Here is a 22,916-nt window from a genome sequence, read left to right as displayed (position 1 = left end):
ATTTACCTTTGCCGCAGTCAAATATTATTCACGGGGATGCCAAATGCCACGGCATAGCTGCAGCATCAATCATTGCAAAAGTAACTCGTGACAAGCAAATGGAAGAACTTGATAAAAAATATCCGGAATATAAATTTGCAAAAAATAAAGGCTACGGAACCAAAGATCACGTTAAGGCTTTGCTTGAATTTGGTCCAACTGATATACACAGAAAAACTTTTCTGAAAAAGATACTGAACGAAGACGAGCAGCTTAGCGTTTTATAAATATTAAGCTGTTTTTTATTTGCATTTTTTTAATAATAAGTACAGAGTACATATCGTATATATAATTTTTGAAAATTTTCAAGAAACAGTTGTAATTGACGAATGTATGCATTTATGCTAAACTAACGTTATAAAACTGTTAAATTAATGTTAAGGAGTTATTGAATGAACAATTTAGATATAATGAACCATATTGACCACACACAGTTGAAAGCGTTTGCGACTTGGGAAGACATACACATTTTATGCGAGGAAGCTATATTGTATAAAACAGCATCTGTTTGTGTTCCTCCATGCTATATAAAAAGAATTCATGATAAATACAATGATAAAATTAATATATGCACTGTAGTAGGATTTCCATTAGGATATTCTGTAACTAAAGCTAAAATAGCCGAATGTGAGCAAGCTCTTGAAGATGGTGCAAATGAAATTGACATGGTTATTAATATAAGCGATGTTAAAAATAAAGAATATAAAAAAGTAGAAGATGAAATTGCAGCACTAAAGAAAACAGTAGGAGATAAAATTTTAAAGGTAATCATTGAAACTTGTTATCTTAATGAAGAAGAAAAAATTGCCATGTGCGATGCAGTTACAAATGCAGGTGCTGACTATATTAAAACTTCCACAGGTTTTGGCACAAATGGAGCTACCATTGAGGACATTAAGTTATTCAAAAAACACATAGGTCCAAATGTAAAAATAAAAGCTGCAGGCGGTATAAAAACACTGGATGATTTAGAAGCATTTATCAATGAGGGATGTTCCAGAATTGGAACAAGTTCAGCGATAAAATTAATAAGTGCTGCTCAAGCCGAAAAATAAAAATACAATTTTGATTTCGAGGTCTCATTATGTATGATAAAAACAAGGGCTTTGAATACGAAAAAATTGCTGAAAAATATTTGCTGGATAAAAATTATATAATTGAAAAAACAAATTTCACATGTCGCCTTGGTGAAATAGATATCATTGCAAGAAAAGATGGAATTCTTCACTTTATAGAGGTGAAGGGAAGAAAAAATACTGACTATGGTTATCCAAGGGAAGCCGTAACTTTAATCAAGCAAAAAAAAATAATTAAGGTTGCAAAATATTATTTTATGTTGGCAGGCTCTGATGATTTTCCATGCCAATTTGATGTAATTGAAATAATAATGGACGTAAAGATAATAAATCACATTGAAAATGCATTTTAATGCTTAATTTTCTTGAATTATATTATTATGTATGCTATTATCATTAAGTTCCTTAATATAATAAGGAATAGATTATATTCAGGAGAAAAATTTTGAATTACTCAGATACAAACAAAAAGATATATACTGTTTCATTCACAACGTTGGGCTGCAAGGTTAATCAGTTTGAAACTGAAGCCATGTCAGAACTTTTGGAAAATGACGGCTTTAAAGTTGTGCATCAAGGTGAAAAAAGTGATATTTATATAATAAATACATGTGCCGTAACAAAAGAAAGTGAAAGAAAATCAAGACAATTCATAAATAAAGCAAAACGATTGAATCCTGAAGCCTTGGTAGTAGCTGTAGGGTGCAGTGTTCAGCTCAATAGTGAGAAAATAAAAAAAGAAACAAATGTAGATATAATTATTGGAACAAAGAACAAAGGCAGCATAGGTAGACTTATTAAAGATAAATTGAACAACAAGGAATATGAATTTCATATAGAAGGTTTCAAAGGCAAAGAGTGTTTTGAAGAACTTAAAATAACATCAGTTCATGACAAAACAAGGGCAAATATAAAAATACAAGACGGTTGCAATCAATATTGTTCATACTGCATTATTCCTTATTTGAGAGGTCCTATAAGAAGCAGAAACCATGATGATATTGTTCAGGAAGTAAAGAAAATTGCAGAAAACGGATATAAGGAAATTGTTTTGAATGGAATTCACATTTCTTCTTATGGAAAAGATAAGCAGGAGCAGGACGCTTTAATTAGTTTAATAGAGGATATTAATGAAATTGACGGTATTCAAAGAATACGTCTTGGGTCATTAGAACCTAAATTAATAACTGAAGAATTTGTTAAACGTTATTCAAGTTTAGAAAAAACATGTGACCATTTTCATTTATCATTGCAAAGCGGCAGCGAAACTGTTTTGCAACGCATGAACAGAAAATACACAACAGATGAATATAAGAATAATGTTGAAATAATAAGAAAATATATGCCGAATGCAGGAATCACTACCGATATAATTGTCGGGTTTCCAGGAGAAACAGATGAAGAGTTTAATGAAACCCTGGAATTTGTAAAAACCGTTAAGTTTTCAAGAATTCATGTATTCAAATATTCTGCGAGAGAAGGAACTAAAGCAGCAGAAATGACAAACCAAGTTGATGATTCAGTAAAAGCGCACAGGAGCAAAGTCCTTATTGAATTAGCTGAAAGTATTTCTAATGAATTTATGAAAAAATTTACAGAAAAAGACATGTTTGTTTTGATAGAAACTGAAAAAAATGATAATACATTTGAAGGTTACACAACAAACTACTTGAAAGTTTTGCTGAAAAGTGATATTAATATTAAAAATGAAATAGTTTATGTTCATATGAATAATATTGAAAAAGATTATTTATCAGGTGAATGTAATAATATTTAGATATTTTAAGGATGAGAGGTGAAAAAAATGAGTTGTATATTTTGCAAGATAGCAAATAAGGAAATTCCATCACAATTTATATTTGAAAATGAAAATTTAGTAGCCTTTAGAGACTTAAATCCTCAGGCGCCTGTACATATACTTGTAGTACCTAAAATGCATATTACATCAATGAACGAAATTACAAGTGAAAACAGCCACATAGTTGCTGAAATATTTGAAACAATCAGTAAAATTGCAGAACAAGAAGGTATTAAGGACTCCGGATACAGGGTTATAAGCAATTGTGGAGAAGACGGATGTCAGTCTGTTAAGCACCTGCACTTCCACTTAGTTGGTGGTAAAAAATTGTCAGAAACTTTATCATAAATTTCTTGCATTTACTTATTCTATGTTATATAATAAATAAGTGCTATTTCAAACTCGCTGGAGTCCTAGGACTATCAGTAGTAGAAAACGAGGGGAGGGTAGCAAATGACAGAGGTAAAAATTAGAGATAATGAGTCAATAGATAACGCTCTTAGAAGATTTAAAAGACAATGTGCACTTACAGGTGTAATGGCTGAAGTAAGAAAAAGAGAGCATTATGAAAAGCCAAGCGTTAAACGTAAAAAGAAGGCTGAAGCGGCTCGCAGAAAAAAAAATAAAAAAGCAAGATAAGAGGTGAAAGTATGCCTTTAAAAGAGAAACTCATGGGTGACTTAAAAGAGGCCATGAAATCTAAAGACAAAGTCAAAAAAAATGTAGTTACAATGGTAAGAGCAGCTATTAAGCAACGAGAAGTCGATGAAAGAATTGAACTGATTGATGCAGATGTAATAGATATAATAGCTAAGCAAATCAAGCAAAAAAAAGATTCAATACCTGACTTTGAAAAAGGCAAGCGACAAGATCTTATTGATCTTACCAATGAAGAAATCAAAATACTATTAGAATATTTACCGCCTCAACTGTCAGATGAAGAGCTAGAATCAATTGTTAAAGAAGCAATTGAAACTACCAATGCTCAGTCTAAAAAAGACTTGGGTAAGGTTATGGCTCTCATAATGCCTAAAGTAAAAGGCAAAGCCGACGGAAAGCATATAAACGAAATTGTGGCTAAATATATAAAGTAGTTTAAAGAAACCCTGATTATCAGGGCTTTTTTTATGCCCTAAAATAGAATATCATAGTATGGCGACTTATGCATAATTTATAATAAGGAATAAAATTGAAAGGGGGATTACATGGGCAAGTTTAACAATTTAAGAAATAAAATTGCAGATAATTTGGAAATTCCAAACGATGTATTTACAGACAACTTTGAATTAAAAATGCATGGAAACAAAAAAGTAATAATTGAAAATCATTTAGGAATTACAATTTATGAAAATGATGAAATAGAAATAAAAACATGTGAACAGAATATTTTGATAAAAGGATCGAAATTTAAAATAGAAGAAATAAATAATTTTAAAGTAATAATAAAGGGGACAATCAAAGAGATAATTTTTATTAATAAGGAGTAAATATGCTGATATTTAAGTTGATGTATTTAATAAAAGGCTACGTTATTATAAGGCTTGAAAATGCAAACTGCGAGAAAATCATGAATTTACTTAGAAGAAAACAAATTACAATATGGGATGTTGAAAAAAAAGAAAATGAAATTAAATTTAAAATATCCTATGATGATTATAAAAAATACTCAGACATCATTGCAGATTTAAAAATTGAACCTGTTAAAAAGAGAGGTTTAGCTTTTAAACTTAACAAAATTATAATAAGGAAGGGTTTTGTGGGAGGTTTGTTTATACTAATAATATGCTTTTACCTTCTAACTTCTCTTATTTGGAATGTCGAGGTAATAGGAGTAAACCATTCAACTGCAAATAAAATAATTAATTTACTTGAGAAAAATGAAATAAATTTGCCGATATCTCAAGGAAGTTTAGAAACAAAAGCCATAGAAACTATGTTATATAAAAACTTTGATAATTTTAAATTCATAGAAGTATACGTAGAAGGTTCTAATTTAATTATTTTTGTAAAAGAAAAAGTTGAAGAAACGGCAAATATTAAAAGTAACGATCCAACCAGCATTATTTCAAAGAAAAATGCTATCATAAAAAAAGTTATTGCTAAAAGCGGTCAGGCTGTAGTAAAAGAAGGTAACGTTGTATATGAAGGGCAAACATTGGTTATGGGGATTGTAAAAAATAAAAATTCTGAAGAATTTGTTATGGTTCCATCTGAAGGTATTGTTTATGGAAAAACATATTATAATTTTGAAATGAAAGAAGAAAAACTTAAAAATGTAAATGTGGCAACTAATAAAAGTAGAAATGTATATTACTTGAAAATAAATGGAAAAAATATAAAAATAATAGGTGACAAAGAACCTTATAAAAATTATAATTATAAGGAATATATGATTAACGTTCCTATATTTACAGATTTAACTGATATAAATATTGTTAAAGGTGTATACTATGAAGAAGTTATTAAAGAAATTGAAATAGATGAAAATACTGCTCAAAACAAATTGAAAGTTAGTATGTATGATGACTTATTAAATAAGTGTGATGGAAACTCGAAAATTTTAAAATCATCCATGAACTTTTCTCAAGATGAGGGTTATTATTATTTGAAGGCACAAATTGAAATAATAGAAGATATCGGTGAAAGTGTGAAAATTTACCCTGTACACAATAATGATGAAGAGACTAATGAAGAAATTGAAGAGTAATCAAGGAGGATTAATGGAATTATTTGAAGAAAATATATTATTGGCAAATGGAGATGATTTAATTAAACTGTTTGGTATACAAGACAAAAATATTAAAATAATCAAAAGTTATTTTGATGTTAACATTCTTATGAGAAACGGTGTAATTAAATTAACCGGAGATAAATCTAAAGTACAGTCGGTTGCTAAAATATTGAAGGATATGATAAATGTTATTGGCTCTGAAGGGGAAATAAGCGATCAAAAAGTTGTTTATTTAATTGAAGCTAATAAATCCGATTATAATATAGACTACAATGAAATTCTAAAAGATGTCATTGTTACTTCTGCATCTGGAAGAGTTATAAAAGCAAAGACGGTTGGTCAAAAAAGGTATATTGATTTAATAAATTCAAAAGATGTAACTTTTGGAATAGGACCTGCCGGAACCGGAAAAACGTATCTTGCTGTTGCTGCTGCAGTAAATGCATTTAGAAAAAAAGAAGTTGAACGCATTATACTTACAAGACCTGCAGTTGAAGCAGGTGAAAAACTAGGATTTCTTCCAGGTGATTTGCAGGATAAAGTTGACCCATACTTAAGACCTCTTTATGATGCCCTTTTCGATATTATGGGTATTGAAAATTTCATGAAAAATGTTGAAAAACAATTGATAGAAGTAGCGCCCCTAGCATATATGAGAGGTCGTACGCTTGACTGTGCATTCATCATTCTTGACGAAGCGCAAAATACAACCAATGAACAAATGAAAATGTTTTTGACACGTCTAGGTTATGGCTCTAAAGCAGTTATAACTGGTGATATTACGCAGATAGATCTCCCGGACGGTAAAAGGTCAGGACTTAAATCCGTTATTAATATTTTAAAGGATGTAGAAGACATAGGTATTATGTTCTTTCATACTTCAGATGTGGTAAGGCATAAATTGGTTCAAGATATAATAAAAGCATATGAAAGATTTGAGGCTAAAAAAAATGATTGAAGTATTATTTGATAACAGACAAGACATAATGGAAATAACAGAAGATAACATTAAAGCTATTGAAAAAACAATTAGTACAGTTCTTGAAGCTGAAAACGCAGAAGGAAACTTTGAAGTGAGTGTTTCTTTTGTTACAAATGAAGAAATAAGAGAATTAAACAGAGATTACAGAAATGTTGACAGTGAAACAGATGTGTTGAGTTTCCCTATGGATGACGATGATTTTAACGGCGTAATTATCCTTGGGGATATTGTGCTGTCAACACAAAGAATAATTGAACAAGCTAATGAATTCGGCCACAGTTTAGAAAGAGAAATGCTTTATCTCACAGTTCACAGCATGCTTCATTTACTAGGATATGATCACATGACAAATGCTGAAAAAGAAGAAATGAGATCGAGGGAAAAAGAAATAATGAAAGAACTTCAATTGTTTAAATAGTTTAATATCGAAAAAAACATCTACATAGACTGGATAAGGATACTTTGTTATAACTAAAGATAATTAGTTTTATTTAATTTCATATGTTATAATATGATTAAAAAAATTAAGGTGGTATTATGGAAGATAAATTATTGATAAAAATAGCTATGGAAGCTAGAGAAAAATCATACAGTCCATATTCAAATTTTAAAGTTGGCGCAGCTGTATATACAAAAAGCGGGAAAATATTTACAGGCTGTAATATTGAATCTGCATCTTACACGCCTACAATATGTGCTGAAAGAGTTGCAATTTCTAAAAGTGTTTCGGAAGGTTACAAAGATATTGAAAAAATTGCAATTGTAGGTAGCGATAAAAAAATTTCTTATCCATGCGGAGTATGCAGACAATTTATGCTGGAATTTGGAAAAGACATTAAAGTAATTTGTGCAAAAAATATTGATTCATACGAAGTATATACATTACAAGAACTTTTGCCCAAAAGTTTTGGACCGGAAGACTTAGATTAACAAAAGAATGAGAGGAATATATGTTTAAATCAGGATTCGTAACAATAATAGGAAGACCAAATGTAGGTAAATCAACATTGATGAATGCAATGATAGGCGAAAAAATATCAATAATGTCTGATAAGCCTCAAACAACTAGAAACAAAATAAGAACTGTCTATACAGATGATGAAGCTCAAATAATTTTTTTGGATACACCAGGCATCCATAAGCCAAAAAACCATCTCGGAGAGTTTATGAACACTGAAGTTGACTCAGCCCTTGAAGAAATGGATGTTTTGATTATGATTACAGATGAGTTTAATAAAATAGGGCCCGGAGACGAATTTATTATCGAAAAAATCAAAGATATCAAAGCAAAAAAAATACTAATTATCAATAAAATTGACATGTTTGACCAAGAAGCCGCTATTAAAATGGCTGCTTCATTTGGAAAGTACAATGTTTTTGACGATATATTGCCTATGTCCGCACTTAAAAATCTTGGAATTGATTCATTAATAAAACTAATTATAAAATACTTAAAACCAGGCCCGATGTATTTTCCGCAGGACTATATTACAGACAGGCCAGAACGTTTTGTTGTTGCAGAAATAATAAGGGAAAAAGCACTTATGTATTTGCAGGATGAAGTGCCTCATGGAATTGCTATTGAAATAGAAGAAATGAAGGAACGAACAAACAGAAACCTTGTAGATATTAGAGCAAGTATTTTATGTGAGAAGAAGTCACATAAAAGCATTATAATAGGAAAAGAAGGCAGGAAAATAAAAGGTATCGGTAAAAGTGCAAGAGAGGATATTGAAAAGCTTTTGGGTAGTCAGGTGAATTTACAGCTGTTTGTAAAAATATCTGAAAATTGGAGAGATAATAATTATCTTCTCAGAAGTCTAGGATATGATCAAAAATGATAAACGAAGAAGTTCTTATTATAAAAGAAGTAAACTACAATGAAAATGATAAGATACTTCATGCTTTGTCAAGAACAAATGGAAAAATTCAACTGATTTCCAGAGGTTGCAGAAAGAATAATTCTCATTTGGTAAATGCATCTCAACTTTTTGCACATTCCGCATGTTCTCTTACAAAATCAAGGGATATGTACATTATTACTTCTGCAGAATTAATTGACAATTTTTACAACCTTAAAAATAATATAGATGCGTATTATTACGCTAATTATATTATAGAATTAATTAGTTATGTGGCACAGGAAAATGAATATGATTATAAAATATTTGATATGACAGTGTCTGCACTTCATTATCTATCTTGTTTTACTGAAAATTTTGATAAACTGACAGCAGCATATGAGTTAAAACTTGTGTCCATGCTTGGATATAGACCAGACTTTCTGCATTGTTTGTCATGTGGAGCAACAGTTTTTACAGATGCCAAATTCTCAATTAAAGAAGGAGGAGTGTTTTGCTCTAAGTGCGTAAATTATGGAAATGGAATAAATGTCACTTATAGTGAAATACTAACTTTAGATAAAATTCTAAAATCGAAATTTGAAAATATCGGATCAATTGAAGTAAACACAAAACTTTTAAATTTAATAAGAAATTTTTTATTCTATTACATTGGAAAGGATAACTTTACTACATTGAAACTGATTTAGAAAAGGATGGGTAGTTATGGAAAATGAAACTTTACAAAAAATCGATGAAATTTTAAGGCGCACAAATACTGATTATTCTACAGCTAAGCAAGCTCTTGAATCTGCAAACGGAGATGTTCTTGAAGCTATAATATTTATTGAAAATATGAACAAGAACAAAACTAATGCTTCAACTGGTTCAAATAAAGGCGAACAAATAATGAACCAGCTTAAAGATATGTTGTCAAAAGGAAATGCAACAAAACTTACTATAAAGAAAAACAATGAAGTTATTATTAATCTGCCTATTACAGCTGGATTAATCGGAGCTGTTATCGCCCCATTTTTATCTGCGGCAGGTATAACAACAGCACTTCTTACGCAGTGTTCAGTTGAAATCACTCAATCTGATGGAAAAATAATTGACTTAGGTCAAAAAGTAGACCAAGGAGTGGATGTTGTAAAAGATGCGATGCAGGATGTTAAGGAAGGCGCAGAGAACCTAAAGAAAGATATAACAGACTCTTTTAATAAAAATAATGGCGAATTTTAAAAGAAAATCTTGACATAAAAACTTTATTTTGTTACATTATAGTTAATGTTGAGACTGTGAAAAAGAAGAGTAGTCCATATTGATTTTTTAGAGAGTCAGGATTGGTGAAAACTGGTAATGATGTATGGATGAATGGAACTTTTGAGTCCTTTATTTAAAGAGGATAAGGCAGTGCCTTGTCAAATAGGGTGGAACCGCGGAATTAATCTTTCGTCCCTATACGGGATGGGAGATTTTTTTATATATTTTTTCATCCTTAGACTAAATTAATGGAGGAAAATCATGGCAAAGAACGAAAAAAGCAAATTAGAAAAACTTGTTTCATTATCTAAATCAAGGGGTATAATATTTCCTGGATCAGAGATTTATGGAGGACTGGCGAATACTTGGGATTACGGTCCTTTGGGAGTTGAAATTAAAAATAATGTCAAGAAGGCATGGTGGAAGAAATTTATACAGGAGAGTCCATACAATGTTGGACTTGATGCTGCAATACTCATGAACCCTACAACTTGGGTTGCTTCAGGCCATGTCGGAGGATTTAGTGATCCGCTTATGGATTGCAAAGAATGCCAAGCAAGATTCAGAGCTGATAAATTAATTGAAGATTATATGCATGAAAAGGGTGAAGTTCAGATAGTTGATGGCTGGACTAATTCTCAGATGGAAGCATATATTATTGAGAATAAAATCAAATGTCCGGAATGTGGTAAATCAAATTTTACAGCCATAAGAAAATTCAATCTTATGTTTAAAACATTTCAGGGAGTAACAGAAGATTCACAATCGGAAATATTTTTAAGACCGGAAACAGCGCAAGGTATTTTTGTTAACTTTAAAAATGTAGCGCGTTCATCAAGAAAAAAAGTACCATTTGGTATTGGTCAAATAGGTAAATCTTTCAGAAATGAAATAACTCCTGGCAACTTCACATTTAGGACAAGAGAGTTCGAGCAAATGGAACTTGAATTTTTCTGTAAACCGGGAGAAGATATGGAATGGTTCTACTATTGGAAAGAATTTGCTATGAACTGGCTTTTAAATCTTGGAATGACAAAAGAAAATGTACGTTTCAGAGATCATGAAAAAGCAGAACTTTCTCATTACAGCAATGCCACTTCAGATATTGAATACTTGTTCCCGTTTGGCTGGGGAGAACTTTGGGGAATTGCTGACAGAACAGATTTTGACCTTAAGGCACACATGACTACTTCAGGAGAAGATTTATCATATCAGGATCCTGTTACAAATGAAAAATATGTACCATACTGCATTGAACCATCGTTGGGAGCAGACCGTGTTATGCTTGCACTCTTAATTGATGCATACAATGAGGAAGTTTTAGAAGATGGAACTGACAGAGTAGTATTAAAACTTCATCCTGCATTAGCTCCATTTAAAGCTGCGATACTTCCTTTGACTAAAAAATTAAATGAGCAGGCAACAGAACTTTATCACAGCTTGCAAAAGAATTTTAATGTTGATTATGATGATGCTGGCAGCATTGGAAAAAGATATAGAAGACATGATGAAATTGGTACTCCATATTGCATTACGTATGATTTTGATTCATTAGAAGATAATTCAGTAACAATCAGAGACAGAGATACAATGGTGCAGGTAAGAGTAAAAATGGATGATTTAGTTCAATTTATAAATGATAAAATCAACTTCTAATACAATATATTCATCAACCGCATACCAATTATTGTAGAAAAGAGGCGATTCATATTAAATTATCAGACAGACAGAATGTTATTATTGAAATAATAAATAATAATCAGCCAATTACCGGAGAATCAATAGCTGAAAAAATAGGTCTTACAAGAGCAACTTTAAGACCTGATTTAGCTGTTTTATCTATGTGCGGCTTAATAGATGCAAAACCTAAAGTAGGTTATTATATTTCTGCTAAAAAAAATAAAAAAGATATATATGAAAAATTATCAACTATAAAAGTTTCCGATATAAAATCAGTGCCTGTAAATGTAACAGAGTCTACAAGTGTTTATGATGCAATTGTTGCTCTTTTTCTAGAAAATGTCGGAACACTTTTTGTTGTTGAAGACGAAGCGTTAAAAGGTGTTGTATCAAGAAAAGATTTATTGAAAGCGGCAATGGGGGGAAAAGATCTGAACTTAATACCTGTGGGCGTTGTAATGACTAGAATGCCTAAAATAGTGTATTGTGAAGAGGATGATTCCATAATTGATGCAGCAGAAAAAATTATAGAAAATGAAGTTGATTGTCTGCCAATTGTTACCGCTATGCCTAATGGCAAACTAAAAGCATTTGGCCGAATATCAAAAACAAACATAACAAGGGTATTATTGGAAATATCTAAATAAAGAGGTATCTGCATGGATAAAATAAATATATATGCAGTTTCTGACTCAATCGGAGAAACTGCCGAGCAAGTTGCAAAAGCTGTAATCAGACAATTCGATATAGTGGATTTTGACATAAAAAGAGTGTCATACATAAATGATAAAGAAGCAATTGACGGTTTAATTGCCAAAGCATCTTTAGAAAATTCCTTTATTGTGTTTACTTTAGTTGTAGAAGAGTTGAGGGATTATTTAACAGAAAAAGCGGTAGAACACAATATAGGTGCTGTTGATGTTATGACGCCTGTTCTTCTTCCGCTTGTAAAACAATTAGGTCTTTCACCTAAGAATGAACCGGGACTTTTACGAAAACTTGATGAAAAATATTTTAAAAGAGTAGAAGCTATTGAGTTTGCGGTAAAATATGATGACGGAAAAGATACAAGAGGAATACTTCTTGCTGATATTGTATTGATTGGAGTATCAAGGACTTCTAAAACGCCTCTCTCAATGTATTTAGCACATAAAAATATAAAAGTTGCAAATATACCGTTAGTTCCAGAAGTAAGTCCGCCTGATGAACTTAAGTTAATTTCTCCTAAAAAAATTATTGGCTTAACTTTAAATGAAGAAAATTTAAATAAGATAAGAAGAGAAAGACTTAAAGCAATGGGGTTAAATGACACTGCAAACTATGCTAATATGGAAAGAATTTTTTCGGAATTAGAATATTCAGAAAAAATTATGAAAATGCTTAAATGCAAAGTCATAGATACAACAAATAAAGCTGTAGAAGAAACAGCTTCTATAATACTTGATTATATTGCAGACAACAGTAAATAATTTTATAGAAAGAGTGATGTCGTGAATATAAGAGAAAATTATGAGCAATTTGAAATGGATCATTTGTCCCTCCAAGCTTCAAAAAGTAAACTTTCAAAAGGAAGATTAACCGAAGAGCCTAAATGTGAAATAAGAACAGATTATCAACGCGACAGAGACAGAATTCTTCATTCAAAAGCATTCAGAAGACTTAAACATAAAACACAGGTATTTTTATCTCCTGAAGGAGACCACTACAGAACAAGATTGACACATACACTGGAAGTATCGCAAATAGCAAGAACTATTGCAAGAAGTCTTAATTTAAATGAAGATTTAACTGAAGCAATAGCTCTGGGACATGATTTGGGACACACTCCTTTTGGACATACAGGCGAAAGAATATTAAATGAACTTTGTGAATCGGGTTTTAAACATAATGAGCAAAGTTTAAGAGTTGTTGACTTTCTTGAAATAAGAAATGAAAAACAAGGTTTGAACTTGACATATGAAGTTAGAGACGGAATATTAAATCATCCGCTGGGGTATAAAGCCGCTACATTGGAAGGACAGATAGTAAATATCTCAGACAGAGTAGCATACATAAATCACGATTTAGATGATGCAATAAGAGCAAATATAATAAAGCCAGGACAGTTGCCGGAAAAATTTCTTAAGCAGCTTGGTTATTCTCATGGCCAAAGAATAAATACCATGATTGTAGATATAATATATAACAGCATTAACAACGACAAAATTGTTATGAGTGATGTAATTGCACAATCAACAACTGAACTTCGTGATTTTTTATTTGAAAATGTATATTATAATAAAATAGCAAAGAGTGAAGAAGAAAAGACAACATTTATTGTTGAAAAAATATTTGAATATTATATAAAACACTTTGATTGTTTGCCGGAATTTTATTTTAAAATTTACAATGAAGGTAGATTTACGAAAAGCGAAATTATTAAAGATTATATAGCAGGAATGACCGACAGATATGCAATGAAAATTTTTGAAGATTTTTACATACCAAAACCTTGGAGACAATAAATCGATGCGAATAATATAAGTTGACAAGATTCTTTTGGTATGTTATAATCTATCTTCAATGTAAAGATAATGGTGATGTTATGCCCTATAAATTAGACTCTGATGTAATAAATAGGATTTTGGAAGAGAATGATATTGTGGATGTAATAGGGGAATTTTTACCTCTGAAAAAAGCTGGTGCAAACTACAATACTAATTGTCCTTTTCATAAAGAAAAAACTCCATCATTTGTTGTGTCACCAGACAAGCAGGTATTTCACTGCTTTGGATGCGGTGAAAGCGGAGACAGCATTAGTTTTTTAACAAAATATAAAAATTTCACTTTTGTTGAAGCAGCTGAATATCTGGCAAGACGGGCAGGAATAGTTTTAGAAGAAACGAGTTTTTCATCAAAAGAAAATAGCAGTAAACAATTAATAGACAAGCTTTATAAAATCAACAGAGAAGCTGCTGCGTATTTTTATAAAAATTTAAGAAGATATCCAGAAGTCATAAAATATCTGGAATCCAGGAAAATTGATGTAAATGTAATAAAAAAGTTTGGAATTGGATATGCTAGTGACGAATGGGATAATTTACTAAAATATTTAACGAACAAGGGCTTTGATGAAGAAGATATCTTAAAAACAGGGCTTATCATAAAAAAAGAAAATAGCAATAATTATTATGACCGTTTCAGGAAAAGAGTAATTTTTCCTATATTTGACGTAAAAAGCAGGATTATAGGATTTGGAGGTAGAGTCTTAGATAATTCTCTTCCTAAATACCTGAATTCACCTGAAAGTTTAGTTTTTAATAAAGGATATAATTTATATGGATTAAATTTAGCTAAAGAAGCAGTAAGAGATAAAAGCTTTATTTTAGTTGAAGGTTATATGGATGTAATTAAAATGCATGTGCATGGATATACAAATACTGTTGCAGCTTTAGGTACATCTTTAACTGAAAATCAGATTAAACTAATGAAAAGATACTCAAAAAGTTTTTATTTGGCGCTTGATTCAGATAATGCAGGACAAAAAGCTGCACTTAAAGCGATTAATATGCTGAAAAAAAATAATTTAGATGGTAAAGTTGTTATAATACCTGATGCAAAGGACCCAGATGAGTATCTAAATAAATTCGGAAAAATTAATTTCGACAAATTAATTGAAAATTCTTTAGATTATTATAGCTTTTTAGAATATTATTATATAGAAATTTATGATAATTCTAACAAAGTTGAATATATAAACAAATTTTTTGACAATATAGTAAATGTAAGCAGTGAAATTGAAAAAGAGTTGATATTTGAAAAACTATCGAGTAAAGTGGGGGTTTCCAAAGAGTCTATAATAAAAGAATACAATAAGAGAAGTACTAAACATGTAACTTTTGTTAAATCTGCAAAACCTGCTGAAAATAAGCAGCAGGTTACTAAAATAACCACATCACATGAAGAAGAGCTTATTAAACTTATACTTACGAACAATGATTTTGCATTTCAACTAAAAGAAATAGTCAATGAAGACACCTTTAAGGACTTAAAATACTATCAAACATTTAAAAATATGTATGAATACAAAATCAATGATAAAAGTATTAATATGGAAAGCTTAAATGATATTATTAATGATAACGTGGATGTCAGTGTTTTTTTGCAGAATGACGATGTTGATTATGATAATTTAGAGGCTTTGTTCAAAGATTGTATGAAAAGACTTAAAATTAAATATTACGAAAAGAAGAGAACGATATTGACTAATAGCTTAAAGCAATCTGAAAATGCAGCGAATAGCAAGGATGTAATGAATGAAATTTTTAGCCTCGCTAAAAAGATTAAATCAACTAAAGAGGAGGTTAACTAACACATGGGTGAAAACAAGAGTATATCAGATAATGCAGATGATGAAATACAAAAAACAGAAGTATTACAAAAAATCGAATCAATAAAAAGCAAATTAATAGAAAAAGGCAAGAAAAATGGGTTTATAACATATAAAGAAGTTTTAAGGTCGTTTGAAAAGTTAGATATTAATCCTGAATTCATAGATGATTTTTACAAGCAAGCAGAAGACAATGATCTTGAAATACTAGGGTTTCAAGATGATATGATACTTGAAAAAGTTGAAGATGGAGAAGAAGTTGAAATTAAAGATGATCAAGATTTCTTTGTAAGCCAGTCGGATGATGATATCTTAAAGGGAGTCAATATAGATGATCCTGTAAGAATGTACTTAAAAGAAATAGGAAAAGTTCCGTTATTATCAGCAGTAGAAGAAATAGAACTTGCAAAATGCATGAAAGATGGCGATGATGAAGCAAAAAAGAGATTAGCAGAGGCTAATTTAAGACTTGTTGTAAGCATTGCTAAAAGATATGTATGAAGAGGAATGTTGTTCTTGGATTTAATTCAGGAAGGAAACCTAGGCCTTATAAAAGCAGTTGAAAAATTTGATTATACAAAGGGATTTAAATTTAGTACATATGCGACTTGGTGGATACGACAAGCTATAACAAGAGCTATAGCAGACCAGGCAAGAACTATAAGAATACCTGTACACATGGTGGAAACCATAAATAAACTTATAAGAATAAAAAGACAGCTGTTGCAAGAATTAGGACGGGATGCAACACCTGAAGAAATAGCTTTGGAAATGGAAATGGAACCGGAAAAAGTAAGAGAAATACTTAAAATTGCTCAAGAACCTGTTTCATTAGAAACTCCAATAGGAGAGGAAGAAGACAGTCACTTGGGAGATTTCATTCCTGACGATGAAGTTCAAGCTCCTTCAGATGTAGCAACATTTACATTGTTAAGAGAACAACTTTCAGCGGTACTCCATACTTTAACGGACAGAGAACAAAAAGTTTTAAGATTAAGGTTTGGTTTAGATGACGGAAGAGCAAGAACACTTGAAGAAGTTGGAAAAGAATTTGACGTAACAAGAGAAAGAATAAGACAAATTGAAGCTAAGGCACTTAGAAAATTAAGACATCCTAGCAGAAGCAAGAAACTTAAAGATTATTTAGAATAAAAAATTGATACAGAATGCAGAATTATAAATTTTGTAGTCTGTATTTTTTATTAAAGAGGATGCTATGAACAGATTAGAATGTATAAAATCAATGGTAACAAAATGCAATACAGTAGCAGACATAGGGACAGATCATGGCTATGTAGCAGAAATGATGTTAAATGATAATATATGTGAACATGTCATTGCTACAGATTTAAATGAAGGTCCTTTAAACAGGGCAATAGAATATTTAACTATTAAAAATTTAAATTTAAAATGCGATTTCAGACTTGGCTATGGGCTTATGGTTTTGAAAAAAAAAGAAGCTGATGCAATAGTCATTGCAGGAATGGGCGGGGAGTTAATTGCAGATATACTTGAAGTATCAAAAAATATTTCTAAAGAATCATCACAGCTTATTTTGCAACCAATGACAACTGCAGAAAAACTCCGCAGATATTTATGTGAAAATGGTTTTAAAATAATAGATGAAAAAATTATAAAAGAATATCATCATTACTACTTTGTAATAAAAGCAACACCAGGTTCAGCAGAAATAACAGATGAAATATATTATGAATTCAGCCGACACCTGATTGAAAAAAAAGAGCCTTTAATGATGGAGTACATAAATAAAGTTTTAAACATAAATGAAAAGATAATCAATAGTCTTGAAAAAACAAATAACAAGGAATATAATGAAAAAATAAACTGTTTAAAGCAAAAAAATAATAGAGTGAGGGAGTTGATGTCAAATTAAAATCAATTCAGTTATTAAACTATTAGATGATGAATTAAAATTAAAGCCACAAGAAGATTGGGACAACAGCGGATTGCAAATAGGCGACATTAACAGCAACATAAAAACAGTTATGTTAACCTTAGACATTGATTTAAATGTTGTAAACTATGCTATCGAACATAAAGTGGACTTAATAATCACACATCATCCATTTTTATTTAGCTCTTTAAAATCAATTGATTACAATTCATATGACGGAAAAATAATTCATGCCCTCATTACAAACAATGTTAATTTGTACAGTATGCATACAAGTTTAGATATGGCTGAAAAAGGAGTAAATTATGAACTGGCGAACAAATTAAGCATTAACAAATTTCAGGTTCTTCATCAAGTAAATGATGACAACAGCGGTTATGGAGGCATTGGAAGCATAGATGCTAAAAATATTGTTGAATATGCAAAACAAGTAAAATTATTGTTAAACTGTAGAAGTATAAAATTATATTGCAACAATGAAAATCAGTTAATAAAAAAAGTTGCTTTTTGTGGCGGAAGTGGTAGTGATTTCATTGATGATGCAATAAGTTGTGGTGCTGACGTCTATATAACCGGTGACATTAAATATCATCAGGCTCAAAAAGCATTAAATAACAAATTAAGTATAATAGATGCAGGACATTTTTATACTGAAAATCATATTATGACAACTTTAAAAAATATATTAGAAAAATCAAAACAAGCAAAAGAACTTCATATAATTCTTTTAAATACAAACACGGTTGAAGAAAAAATAATATAGAGGATAATGATATGAATAAAAGTTTTGGATATATAAGAGTTGCTGCAGCAGTTCCAGCAATAAAAGTAGCAAATCCTGATTACAATGTAAAAGAAATAGTTTCTATTGTAAAAAAATTGGTTTTAGAAAAGAACACGAAAGTAATTGTTTTTCCTGAATTATGTATTACAGCTTACACATGTGGAGATTTGTTCAATCAAAAGGCTTTAATAAAAGAAGCTGAATATGCTTTAAATAATTTGCTTGAAGAAACGAAAAAATTGAATGTTCTTATAGCCGTAGGAATGCCGGTAAAAGCTGACAACCAATTATTCAATTGTGCAGTAATTGTAAAAAATGGAAAAATCCTCGGTGCCGTTCCTAAGACTTATATACCAAATTACAATGAATTTTATGAAAAAAGATGGTTCGCATCATCAGTTTCCAGAATAAGCAGCAGTGTGACACTATGTGGCCAGAATGTTGCTTTTAATGAAAATTTATTGTTTAAAGATAATTTGTCTGATTTATGTGTTGGTATAGATGTATGTGAAGATTTATGGGTAAATATTCCGCCAAGTTCGTATCATACATTGTATGGCGCAAATTTAATATTAAACCTTTCAGCTAGTAATGAAACTATATTAAAGACTGATTACAGAAGAGATATTGTAAAAGTTCAGTCAGCAAAATGCATTACAGCTTATGCTTATTGTTCTGCAGGGCAGGACGAAAGTACTACAGATGTTGTTTTTTCAGGGCATGCATTAATTGCAGAAAACGGAAATGTATTAAAAGAAAATAAATTTTTTGATGAAAGTGATATTATATATTGTGATATAGATTTGGAAAAAATCAACAATGATCGGATTAAATCTAACACATACATGGAAAAAAACGATAAAAAAGATTATCAATATATTTTTTTCAACCTTGGATGCAATGAAAATGAAAAATTAGAAAGACATGTTGATCCAAGACCATTTGTTCCTTCTAATAAAGAAGAAAGAAATAAAAGATGCAAAGAAATACTGAACATTCAAGCAATAGGATTGTATCAAAGAATGAATAAAATCAGAACAAAAAAAGCTGTTGTGGGTATATCAGGTGGCTTAGACAGTACGTTAGCTTTAATAGTGACAGTTGAAGCATTTAAAAAGCTTAACGTACCTTTGGATGGTATTATTGCAATTACGATGCCTGGTTTTGGAACAACTAGCAGGACGTACAACAATGCTACTACATTAATGAGAGAACTTGGAGTTACAATAAAGGAAATAGCAATTCAGAATGCTTGTATACAACATTTTAAAGATATAGGACACAATGTGGATGTCCATGATGTTACATATGAAAATGCACAAGCAAGAGAAAGAACTCAAATATTAATGGATGTTGCTAATCAGGAAAATGGAATAGTAGTAGGTACAGGAGATTTGTCAGAGCTCGCTCTGGGGTGGTGTACATATAATGGAGATCAAATGTCCATGTATGGAGTTAATTCCAGCATACCAAAAACATTGGTAAAATATCTTGTTAAATGGTATGCAGATGAAGAAACTGAAGGCGACATACAAACTGCTTTGCTGGATGTTTGTGATACACCTGTAAGTCCGGAACTTCTTCCACCGGATAAAGAAGGAAACATTCAGCAATTCACCGAAAGCACTGTTGGCTCATATGATTTAAATGATTTCTTCTTGTACAACATGATTAGAAATGGTTATGAACCTAAAAAAATTTATTACCTTGCTAAAATTGCATTCGATGGTATTTTTACAGAAGATGTAATTCTTGAAACATTAAAGAAATTCTATAAAAGATTTTTTACTCAGCAATTTAAACGTTCATGCATGCCTGACGGAGTTAAAGTAGGTTCAGTATCACTTTCTCCAAGAGGAGACTGGAGAATGCCTAGTGATGCATCTTACGAAATTTGGTTAAATAATTTGAATGGTATGGAAAATAATTCATTTGACAATTGAATACAAATATTGTAATATAACCTAGAGTAAATTATACAGTCGCATGCAGAAATGTATGAGGAAAGTCCGAGCTCCATAGAGCAGGGTGCTGGGTAATACCCAGTGAGGGTGACCTTAAGGAAAGTGCAACAGAAAGAGACCGCCACGCAAGTGGTAAGGATGGAAAGGTGAGGTAAGAGCTCACCAGCAATTAGGCGACTAATTGGCTATGTAAACCCCACCTGGAGCAAGACCAAGAACGGACCTTGGAGTGGCTGCTCGTCACAGTCCAAATGGTAGGTTGCTAGAGTTTGCTGGTAACAGCAAGCGTAGATAGATGACTGTTTAATACAGAACTCGGCTTATGTATTTACTCACCAAAATAAAAAAATAACACTTGCAATTAGCAGGTGTTTTTTTATTATTTATTTGTTTCTATTGAAACTTCAGATGAATTGGATAAGAATTTTTTAAATGTTATGGCAACAGTAATTAATACAATACATGCAGCAATAATCCAAATATTTGGTATTGATACATAATTTATTATGACGCTGTACAATATTGATCCTGATAAACCGCCTATCTGAAATATAAATGAGTATGTAGATAAAACTGACGCTCTTATTTCACTGGGTGTTTCTCCGTTTAATATTGCACCTTCCGGAATATTAGCCATTCCAAACAGTAAATATATGCTGGCATAAAGTGATATGAAAGAAGGTATGTTTGTTTGCAGCGCTGTAAATATCAATGAAAGAGCCAACAACAAACGAAGAGTCAAATACATTTTTTTAGAATTAAATTTATATTTTTTAATTAATTTATTTGAAACAATGCTTCCCAACATAGCAGCGCCCAAATACAAGAAAGCCATCAATCCTAGAAGACCCATCATGCCTTTATCAGGTAAAAGAGATATAAAGTGAGGCTGCCAATAAGTTTCAAGAGAACTTAAGAAAAATCCAGTTGAAAAAACGGAAATGAAAATACAAATTACAGTAGTATTTTCCATTACAAATGACGAACTGTTTTTAACATGCTGCTTTATTGATATGCGTTCATGTTTTTCTACTTTTTTTGCTTCAGTAATAAATATAATTGATAAAACTGCCACAGTTACAGTCAATAAAATTCTTATAATAAGGTTTAAATCATAAGTGCCAAGATCAGGGAAGTAATATGCAGAAACTTTTGGAAAAAAACCTCCTGATATAGCACCTGTAGACAATCCTAATGCCTCTAAAACAGAAAGGCGCGTAGTAATGTTATGAAGTTTTTCTTTACCAAAATTATCGATATAGTAGTCAATGAACAATGCATCAAATGAACCGGAAGCAAGAGCCCTGTTCAATCCATAAAGCATCATGCCAATGCACATGATGATAAAACCTCGTCCAAACAAAATAACCATAAAACTCGTGGCTGAAATTATCAATGAAATGCAAAATGTTTTTTTTCTACCAAAAATATCTGCCATAATTCCTGTAGGGAGTTCCAAAATAACTACAGTTAAAGCGTATAAGCCTAAAATTATGGACAAATTGCTTAATGATGCTCCTTTTTCAATTAATAATAAACTTAAAACAGGAATGAGTAGTCCTGACAGATACGAATTAAGAAAATATATCACAGAATACAGCTTTATTTTCATAAGAATTCCTTTCAAATATTTACTGTGGGATAACGTTATTATTATAATCTCAAAGCTATCCTGACGTCAAGTGAAATAAAAAAAACCACAGGCATTAACCTGCGGTTTAATTTCGGTACTATTTGTGTAATATTGGTGAAATTCTTTTGTATATTAATAATACAATTGATGATGTAACAATTCCTTTAAATATATTGAAAGGAACTACCGCATACATTACAAATGTTTTTAAATCTGTAATTGCAGGATTTAATAAATTTCCCATATCTATGAAAGCTTGAATTGGAGCTCCATAAACTTTAGAATAAACCGGAAGAAGCAAGTAATAATTCATAACTGATCCAGCTAAAGCTAAAGTTAAAGTTCCTGCTAAAAGTCCTAGTATTGCAGTTTTAAATGATTTATTTCTGCTGTAAATTAATCCTGCTGGTATTAAGAAAGAGCAACCTACTATAAAGTTTGCAACTTCTCCGATTCCACCTGTATCTGATCCGTTTAAAACAAAATTAATAATAATTTTTACAAATTCTGTTGCAATACCCGCAACAGGTCCTAAAGCAAATGTACCAAGCAATACCGGTACTTCGCTAAAATCTAATTGGTAAAAATTTGGTGCGAACCACAGCGGGAAGTCAAACAACATTAATACTGTTGCTACTGCAGACAACACACCTACTTTTGTTATTACCTTTGCATTTCCTCTTTGTTTTACTGACATTTCACTTTTCATATTTTTCCTCCTTGTGCTATGCACGATTTAAAGATTACGAGAGGCTGGGAATTCTTTGCGGTTGACCTACCGCTATTTTTCTTCCCTACGGTCGAGAAAATAGGGTTAGGGCATACAAAAAGCCTCTGAAAT

The 22,916-nt window shown here is 31.1% G+C and carries 24 protein-coding genes, 1 other RNA gene, 2 pseudogenes and 1 other annotated feature; of the genes and pseudogenes, 25 read left to right on the top strand and 2 right to left on the bottom strand.

All coding sequences use genetic code 11. The features are described from left to right. The 25 genes and pseudogenes from SA378_RS09495 to rnpB form a co-directional block, all read left to right on the top strand. Positions 1–266 (top strand): annotated as a pseudogene (locus SA378_RS09495) (ribonuclease HII); the annotation flags it as partial. A gap of 165 nt (positions 267–431) precedes the next feature. Continuing rightward, complete coding sequence (gene deoC / locus SA378_RS09490; RefSeq protein WP_318525749.1) at positions 432–1,094, top strand: deoxyribose-phosphate aldolase; 663 nt, start codon at positions 432–434, stop codon at positions 1,092–1,094. 29 nt (positions 1,095–1,123) lie between these two features. Continuing rightward, a complete protein-coding gene (locus tag SA378_RS09485) occupies positions 1,124–1,468 on the top strand; it encodes a YraN family protein (RefSeq protein ID WP_318525748.1) in 345 nt (114 codons plus the stop codon). Positions 1,469–1,560: 92 nt separating this feature from the next. Then, complete coding sequence (gene mtaB, locus SA378_RS09480) at positions 1,561–2,892, top strand: tRNA (N(6)-L-threonylcarbamoyladenosine(37)-C(2))-methylthiotransferase MtaB (RefSeq protein WP_318525747.1); 1,332 nt, start codon at positions 1,561–1,563, stop codon at positions 2,890–2,892. Between the two features lie 27 nt (positions 2,893–2,919). Further along, a complete protein-coding gene (locus SA378_RS09475; protein WP_318525746.1) occupies positions 2,920–3,261 on the top strand; it encodes a histidine triad nucleotide-binding protein in 342 nt (113 codons plus the stop codon). Positions 3,262–3,366: 105 nt separating this feature from the next. Continuing rightward, positions 3,367–3,552 carry a 30S ribosomal protein S21 gene (gene rpsU / locus SA378_RS09470; RefSeq protein ID WP_318525745.1) on the top strand — a complete coding sequence of 62 codons (186 nt, stop codon included), beginning with the start codon at positions 3,367–3,369 and terminating at the stop codon, positions 3,550–3,552. Positions 3,553–3,563: 11 nt separating this feature from the next. Further along, positions 3,564–4,007, top strand: a complete 444-nt coding sequence (locus tag SA378_RS09465; RefSeq protein ID WP_318525744.1) for a GatB/YqeY domain-containing protein — start codon at positions 3,564–3,566, stop codon at positions 4,005–4,007. A 111-nt stretch (positions 4,008–4,118) separates the two neighbouring features. Further along, positions 4,119–4,400 (top strand): YabP/YqfC family sporulation protein, encoded by a 282-nt coding sequence (locus SA378_RS09460; protein ID WP_318525743.1) that lies wholly within the window; start codon positions 4,119–4,121, stop codon positions 4,398–4,400. A gap of 2 nt (positions 4,401–4,402) precedes the next feature. Then, positions 4,403–5,620 (top strand): sporulation protein YqfD, encoded by a 1,218-nt coding sequence (locus SA378_RS09455; RefSeq protein WP_318525742.1) that lies wholly within the window; start codon positions 4,403–4,405, stop codon positions 5,618–5,620. Positions 5,621–5,633: 13 nt separating this feature from the next. Further along, the gene (locus tag SA378_RS09450) at positions 5,634–6,602 is read left to right on the top strand and encodes a PhoH family protein (protein ID WP_318525741.1); all 969 of its coding nucleotides are present in this window, start codon (positions 5,634–5,636) and stop codon (positions 6,600–6,602) included. Beyond that, entirely contained in the window at positions 6,595–7,044 is a 450-nt protein-coding gene (ybeY, locus tag SA378_RS09445; protein WP_318525740.1) for an rRNA maturation RNase YbeY, read from the top strand. The genes SA378_RS09450 and ybeY overlap by 8 nt, the downstream gene beginning before the upstream one ends. Positions 7,045–7,163: 119 nt before the next feature. Then, positions 7,164–7,556 (top strand): cytidine deaminase, encoded by a 393-nt coding sequence (cdd, locus tag SA378_RS09440; RefSeq protein ID WP_318525739.1) that lies wholly within the window; start codon positions 7,164–7,166, stop codon positions 7,554–7,556. Between the two features lie 20 nt (positions 7,557–7,576). Continuing rightward, a complete protein-coding gene (gene era / locus SA378_RS09435) occupies positions 7,577–8,467 on the top strand; it encodes a GTPase Era (protein ID WP_318525738.1) in 891 nt (296 codons plus the stop codon). Continuing rightward, positions 8,464–9,177, top strand: coding sequence for a DNA repair protein RecO (gene recO / locus SA378_RS09430; RefSeq protein ID WP_318525737.1), 714 nt, complete (start codon positions 8,464–8,466; stop codon positions 9,175–9,177). The genes era and recO overlap by 4 nt, the downstream gene beginning before the upstream one ends. 16 nt (positions 9,178–9,193) lie before the next feature. Further along, positions 9,194–9,709, top strand: a complete 516-nt coding sequence (locus SA378_RS09425; RefSeq protein WP_318525736.1) for a DUF4342 domain-containing protein — start codon at positions 9,194–9,196, stop codon at positions 9,707–9,709. Between the two features lie 47 nt (positions 9,710–9,756). Next, positions 9,757–9,930 (top strand) — a binding site (T-box leader). 61 nt (positions 9,931–9,991) lie between these two features. Beyond that, positions 9,992–11,386 (top strand): glycine--tRNA ligase, encoded by a 1,395-nt coding sequence (locus tag SA378_RS09420; RefSeq protein ID WP_318525735.1) that lies wholly within the window; start codon positions 9,992–9,994, stop codon positions 11,384–11,386. Continuing rightward, positions 11,386–12,057, top strand: coding sequence for a helix-turn-helix transcriptional regulator (locus SA378_RS09415; protein ID WP_318525753.1), 672 nt, complete (start codon positions 11,386–11,388; stop codon positions 12,055–12,057). Before SA378_RS09420 ends, SA378_RS09415 begins: the two co-directional genes overlap by 1 nt. A gap of 12 nt (positions 12,058–12,069) precedes the next feature. Then, positions 12,070–12,879 carry a pyruvate, water dikinase regulatory protein gene (locus SA378_RS09410; protein WP_318525734.1) on the top strand — a complete coding sequence of 270 codons (810 nt, stop codon included), beginning with the start codon at positions 12,070–12,072 and terminating at the stop codon, positions 12,877–12,879. A 21-nt stretch (positions 12,880–12,900) separates the two neighbouring features. Then, entirely contained in the window at positions 12,901–13,914 is a 1,014-nt protein-coding gene (locus tag SA378_RS09405) for a deoxyguanosinetriphosphate triphosphohydrolase (RefSeq protein ID WP_318525733.1), read from the top strand. Between the two features lie 80 nt (positions 13,915–13,994). Continuing rightward, positions 13,995–15,761 (top strand): DNA primase, encoded by a 1,767-nt coding sequence (gene dnaG / locus SA378_RS09400; RefSeq protein WP_318525732.1) that lies wholly within the window; start codon positions 13,995–13,997, stop codon positions 15,759–15,761. A 3-nt stretch (positions 15,762–15,764) separates the two neighbouring features. After that, a pseudogene (gene rpoD / locus SA378_RS09395) lies at positions 15,765–16,931 on the top strand (RNA polymerase sigma factor RpoD). 64 nt (positions 16,932–16,995) lie between these two features. After that, on the top strand, positions 16,996–17,673 hold the full coding sequence (locus SA378_RS09390) for a class I SAM-dependent methyltransferase (RefSeq protein WP_318525731.1): 678 nt from the start codon (positions 16,996–16,998) through the stop codon (positions 17,671–17,673). Beyond that, entirely contained in the window at positions 17,669–18,457 is a 789-nt protein-coding gene (locus SA378_RS09385) for a Nif3-like dinuclear metal center hexameric protein (RefSeq protein ID WP_318525752.1), read from the top strand. The genes SA378_RS09390 and SA378_RS09385 overlap by 5 nt, the downstream gene beginning before the upstream one ends. 11 nt (positions 18,458–18,468) lie before the next feature. Next, a complete protein-coding gene (locus SA378_RS09380; protein ID WP_318525730.1) occupies positions 18,469–20,421 on the top strand; it encodes an NAD(+) synthase in 1,953 nt (650 codons plus the stop codon). A 23-nt stretch (positions 20,422–20,444) separates the two neighbouring features. Next, positions 20,445–20,781: RNase P RNA component class A (gene rnpB, locus SA378_RS09375), an RNA gene on the top strand. 40 nt (positions 20,782–20,821) lie between these two features. On the opposite strand, the gene SA378_RS09370 is transcribed toward rnpB, so the two are convergent. Together SA378_RS09370 and SA378_RS09365 are read right to left on the bottom strand one after the other, a co-directional pair. After that, positions 20,822–22,054: an MFS transporter gene (locus tag SA378_RS09370; protein WP_318525729.1), complete on the bottom strand. Its 1,233-nt coding sequence runs from the start codon at positions 22,052–22,054 to the stop codon at positions 20,822–20,824. Between the two features lie 118 nt (positions 22,055–22,172). Further along, positions 22,173–22,784: an ECF transporter S component gene (locus SA378_RS09365; protein WP_318525728.1), complete on the bottom strand. Its 612-nt coding sequence runs from the start codon at positions 22,782–22,784 to the stop codon at positions 22,173–22,175. Between the last annotated feature and the right edge of the window lie 132 nt (positions 22,785–22,916).

This window comes from Sedimentibacter sp., from assembly GCF_033447055.1.
Taxonomy (GTDB): domain Bacteria; phylum Bacillota; class Clostridia; order Tissierellales; family Sedimentibacteraceae; genus Sedimentibacter.
The sequence above is the reverse complement of the archived record's forward strand: the minus strand, read 5'-3'. Positions and strand labels throughout refer to the sequence as shown.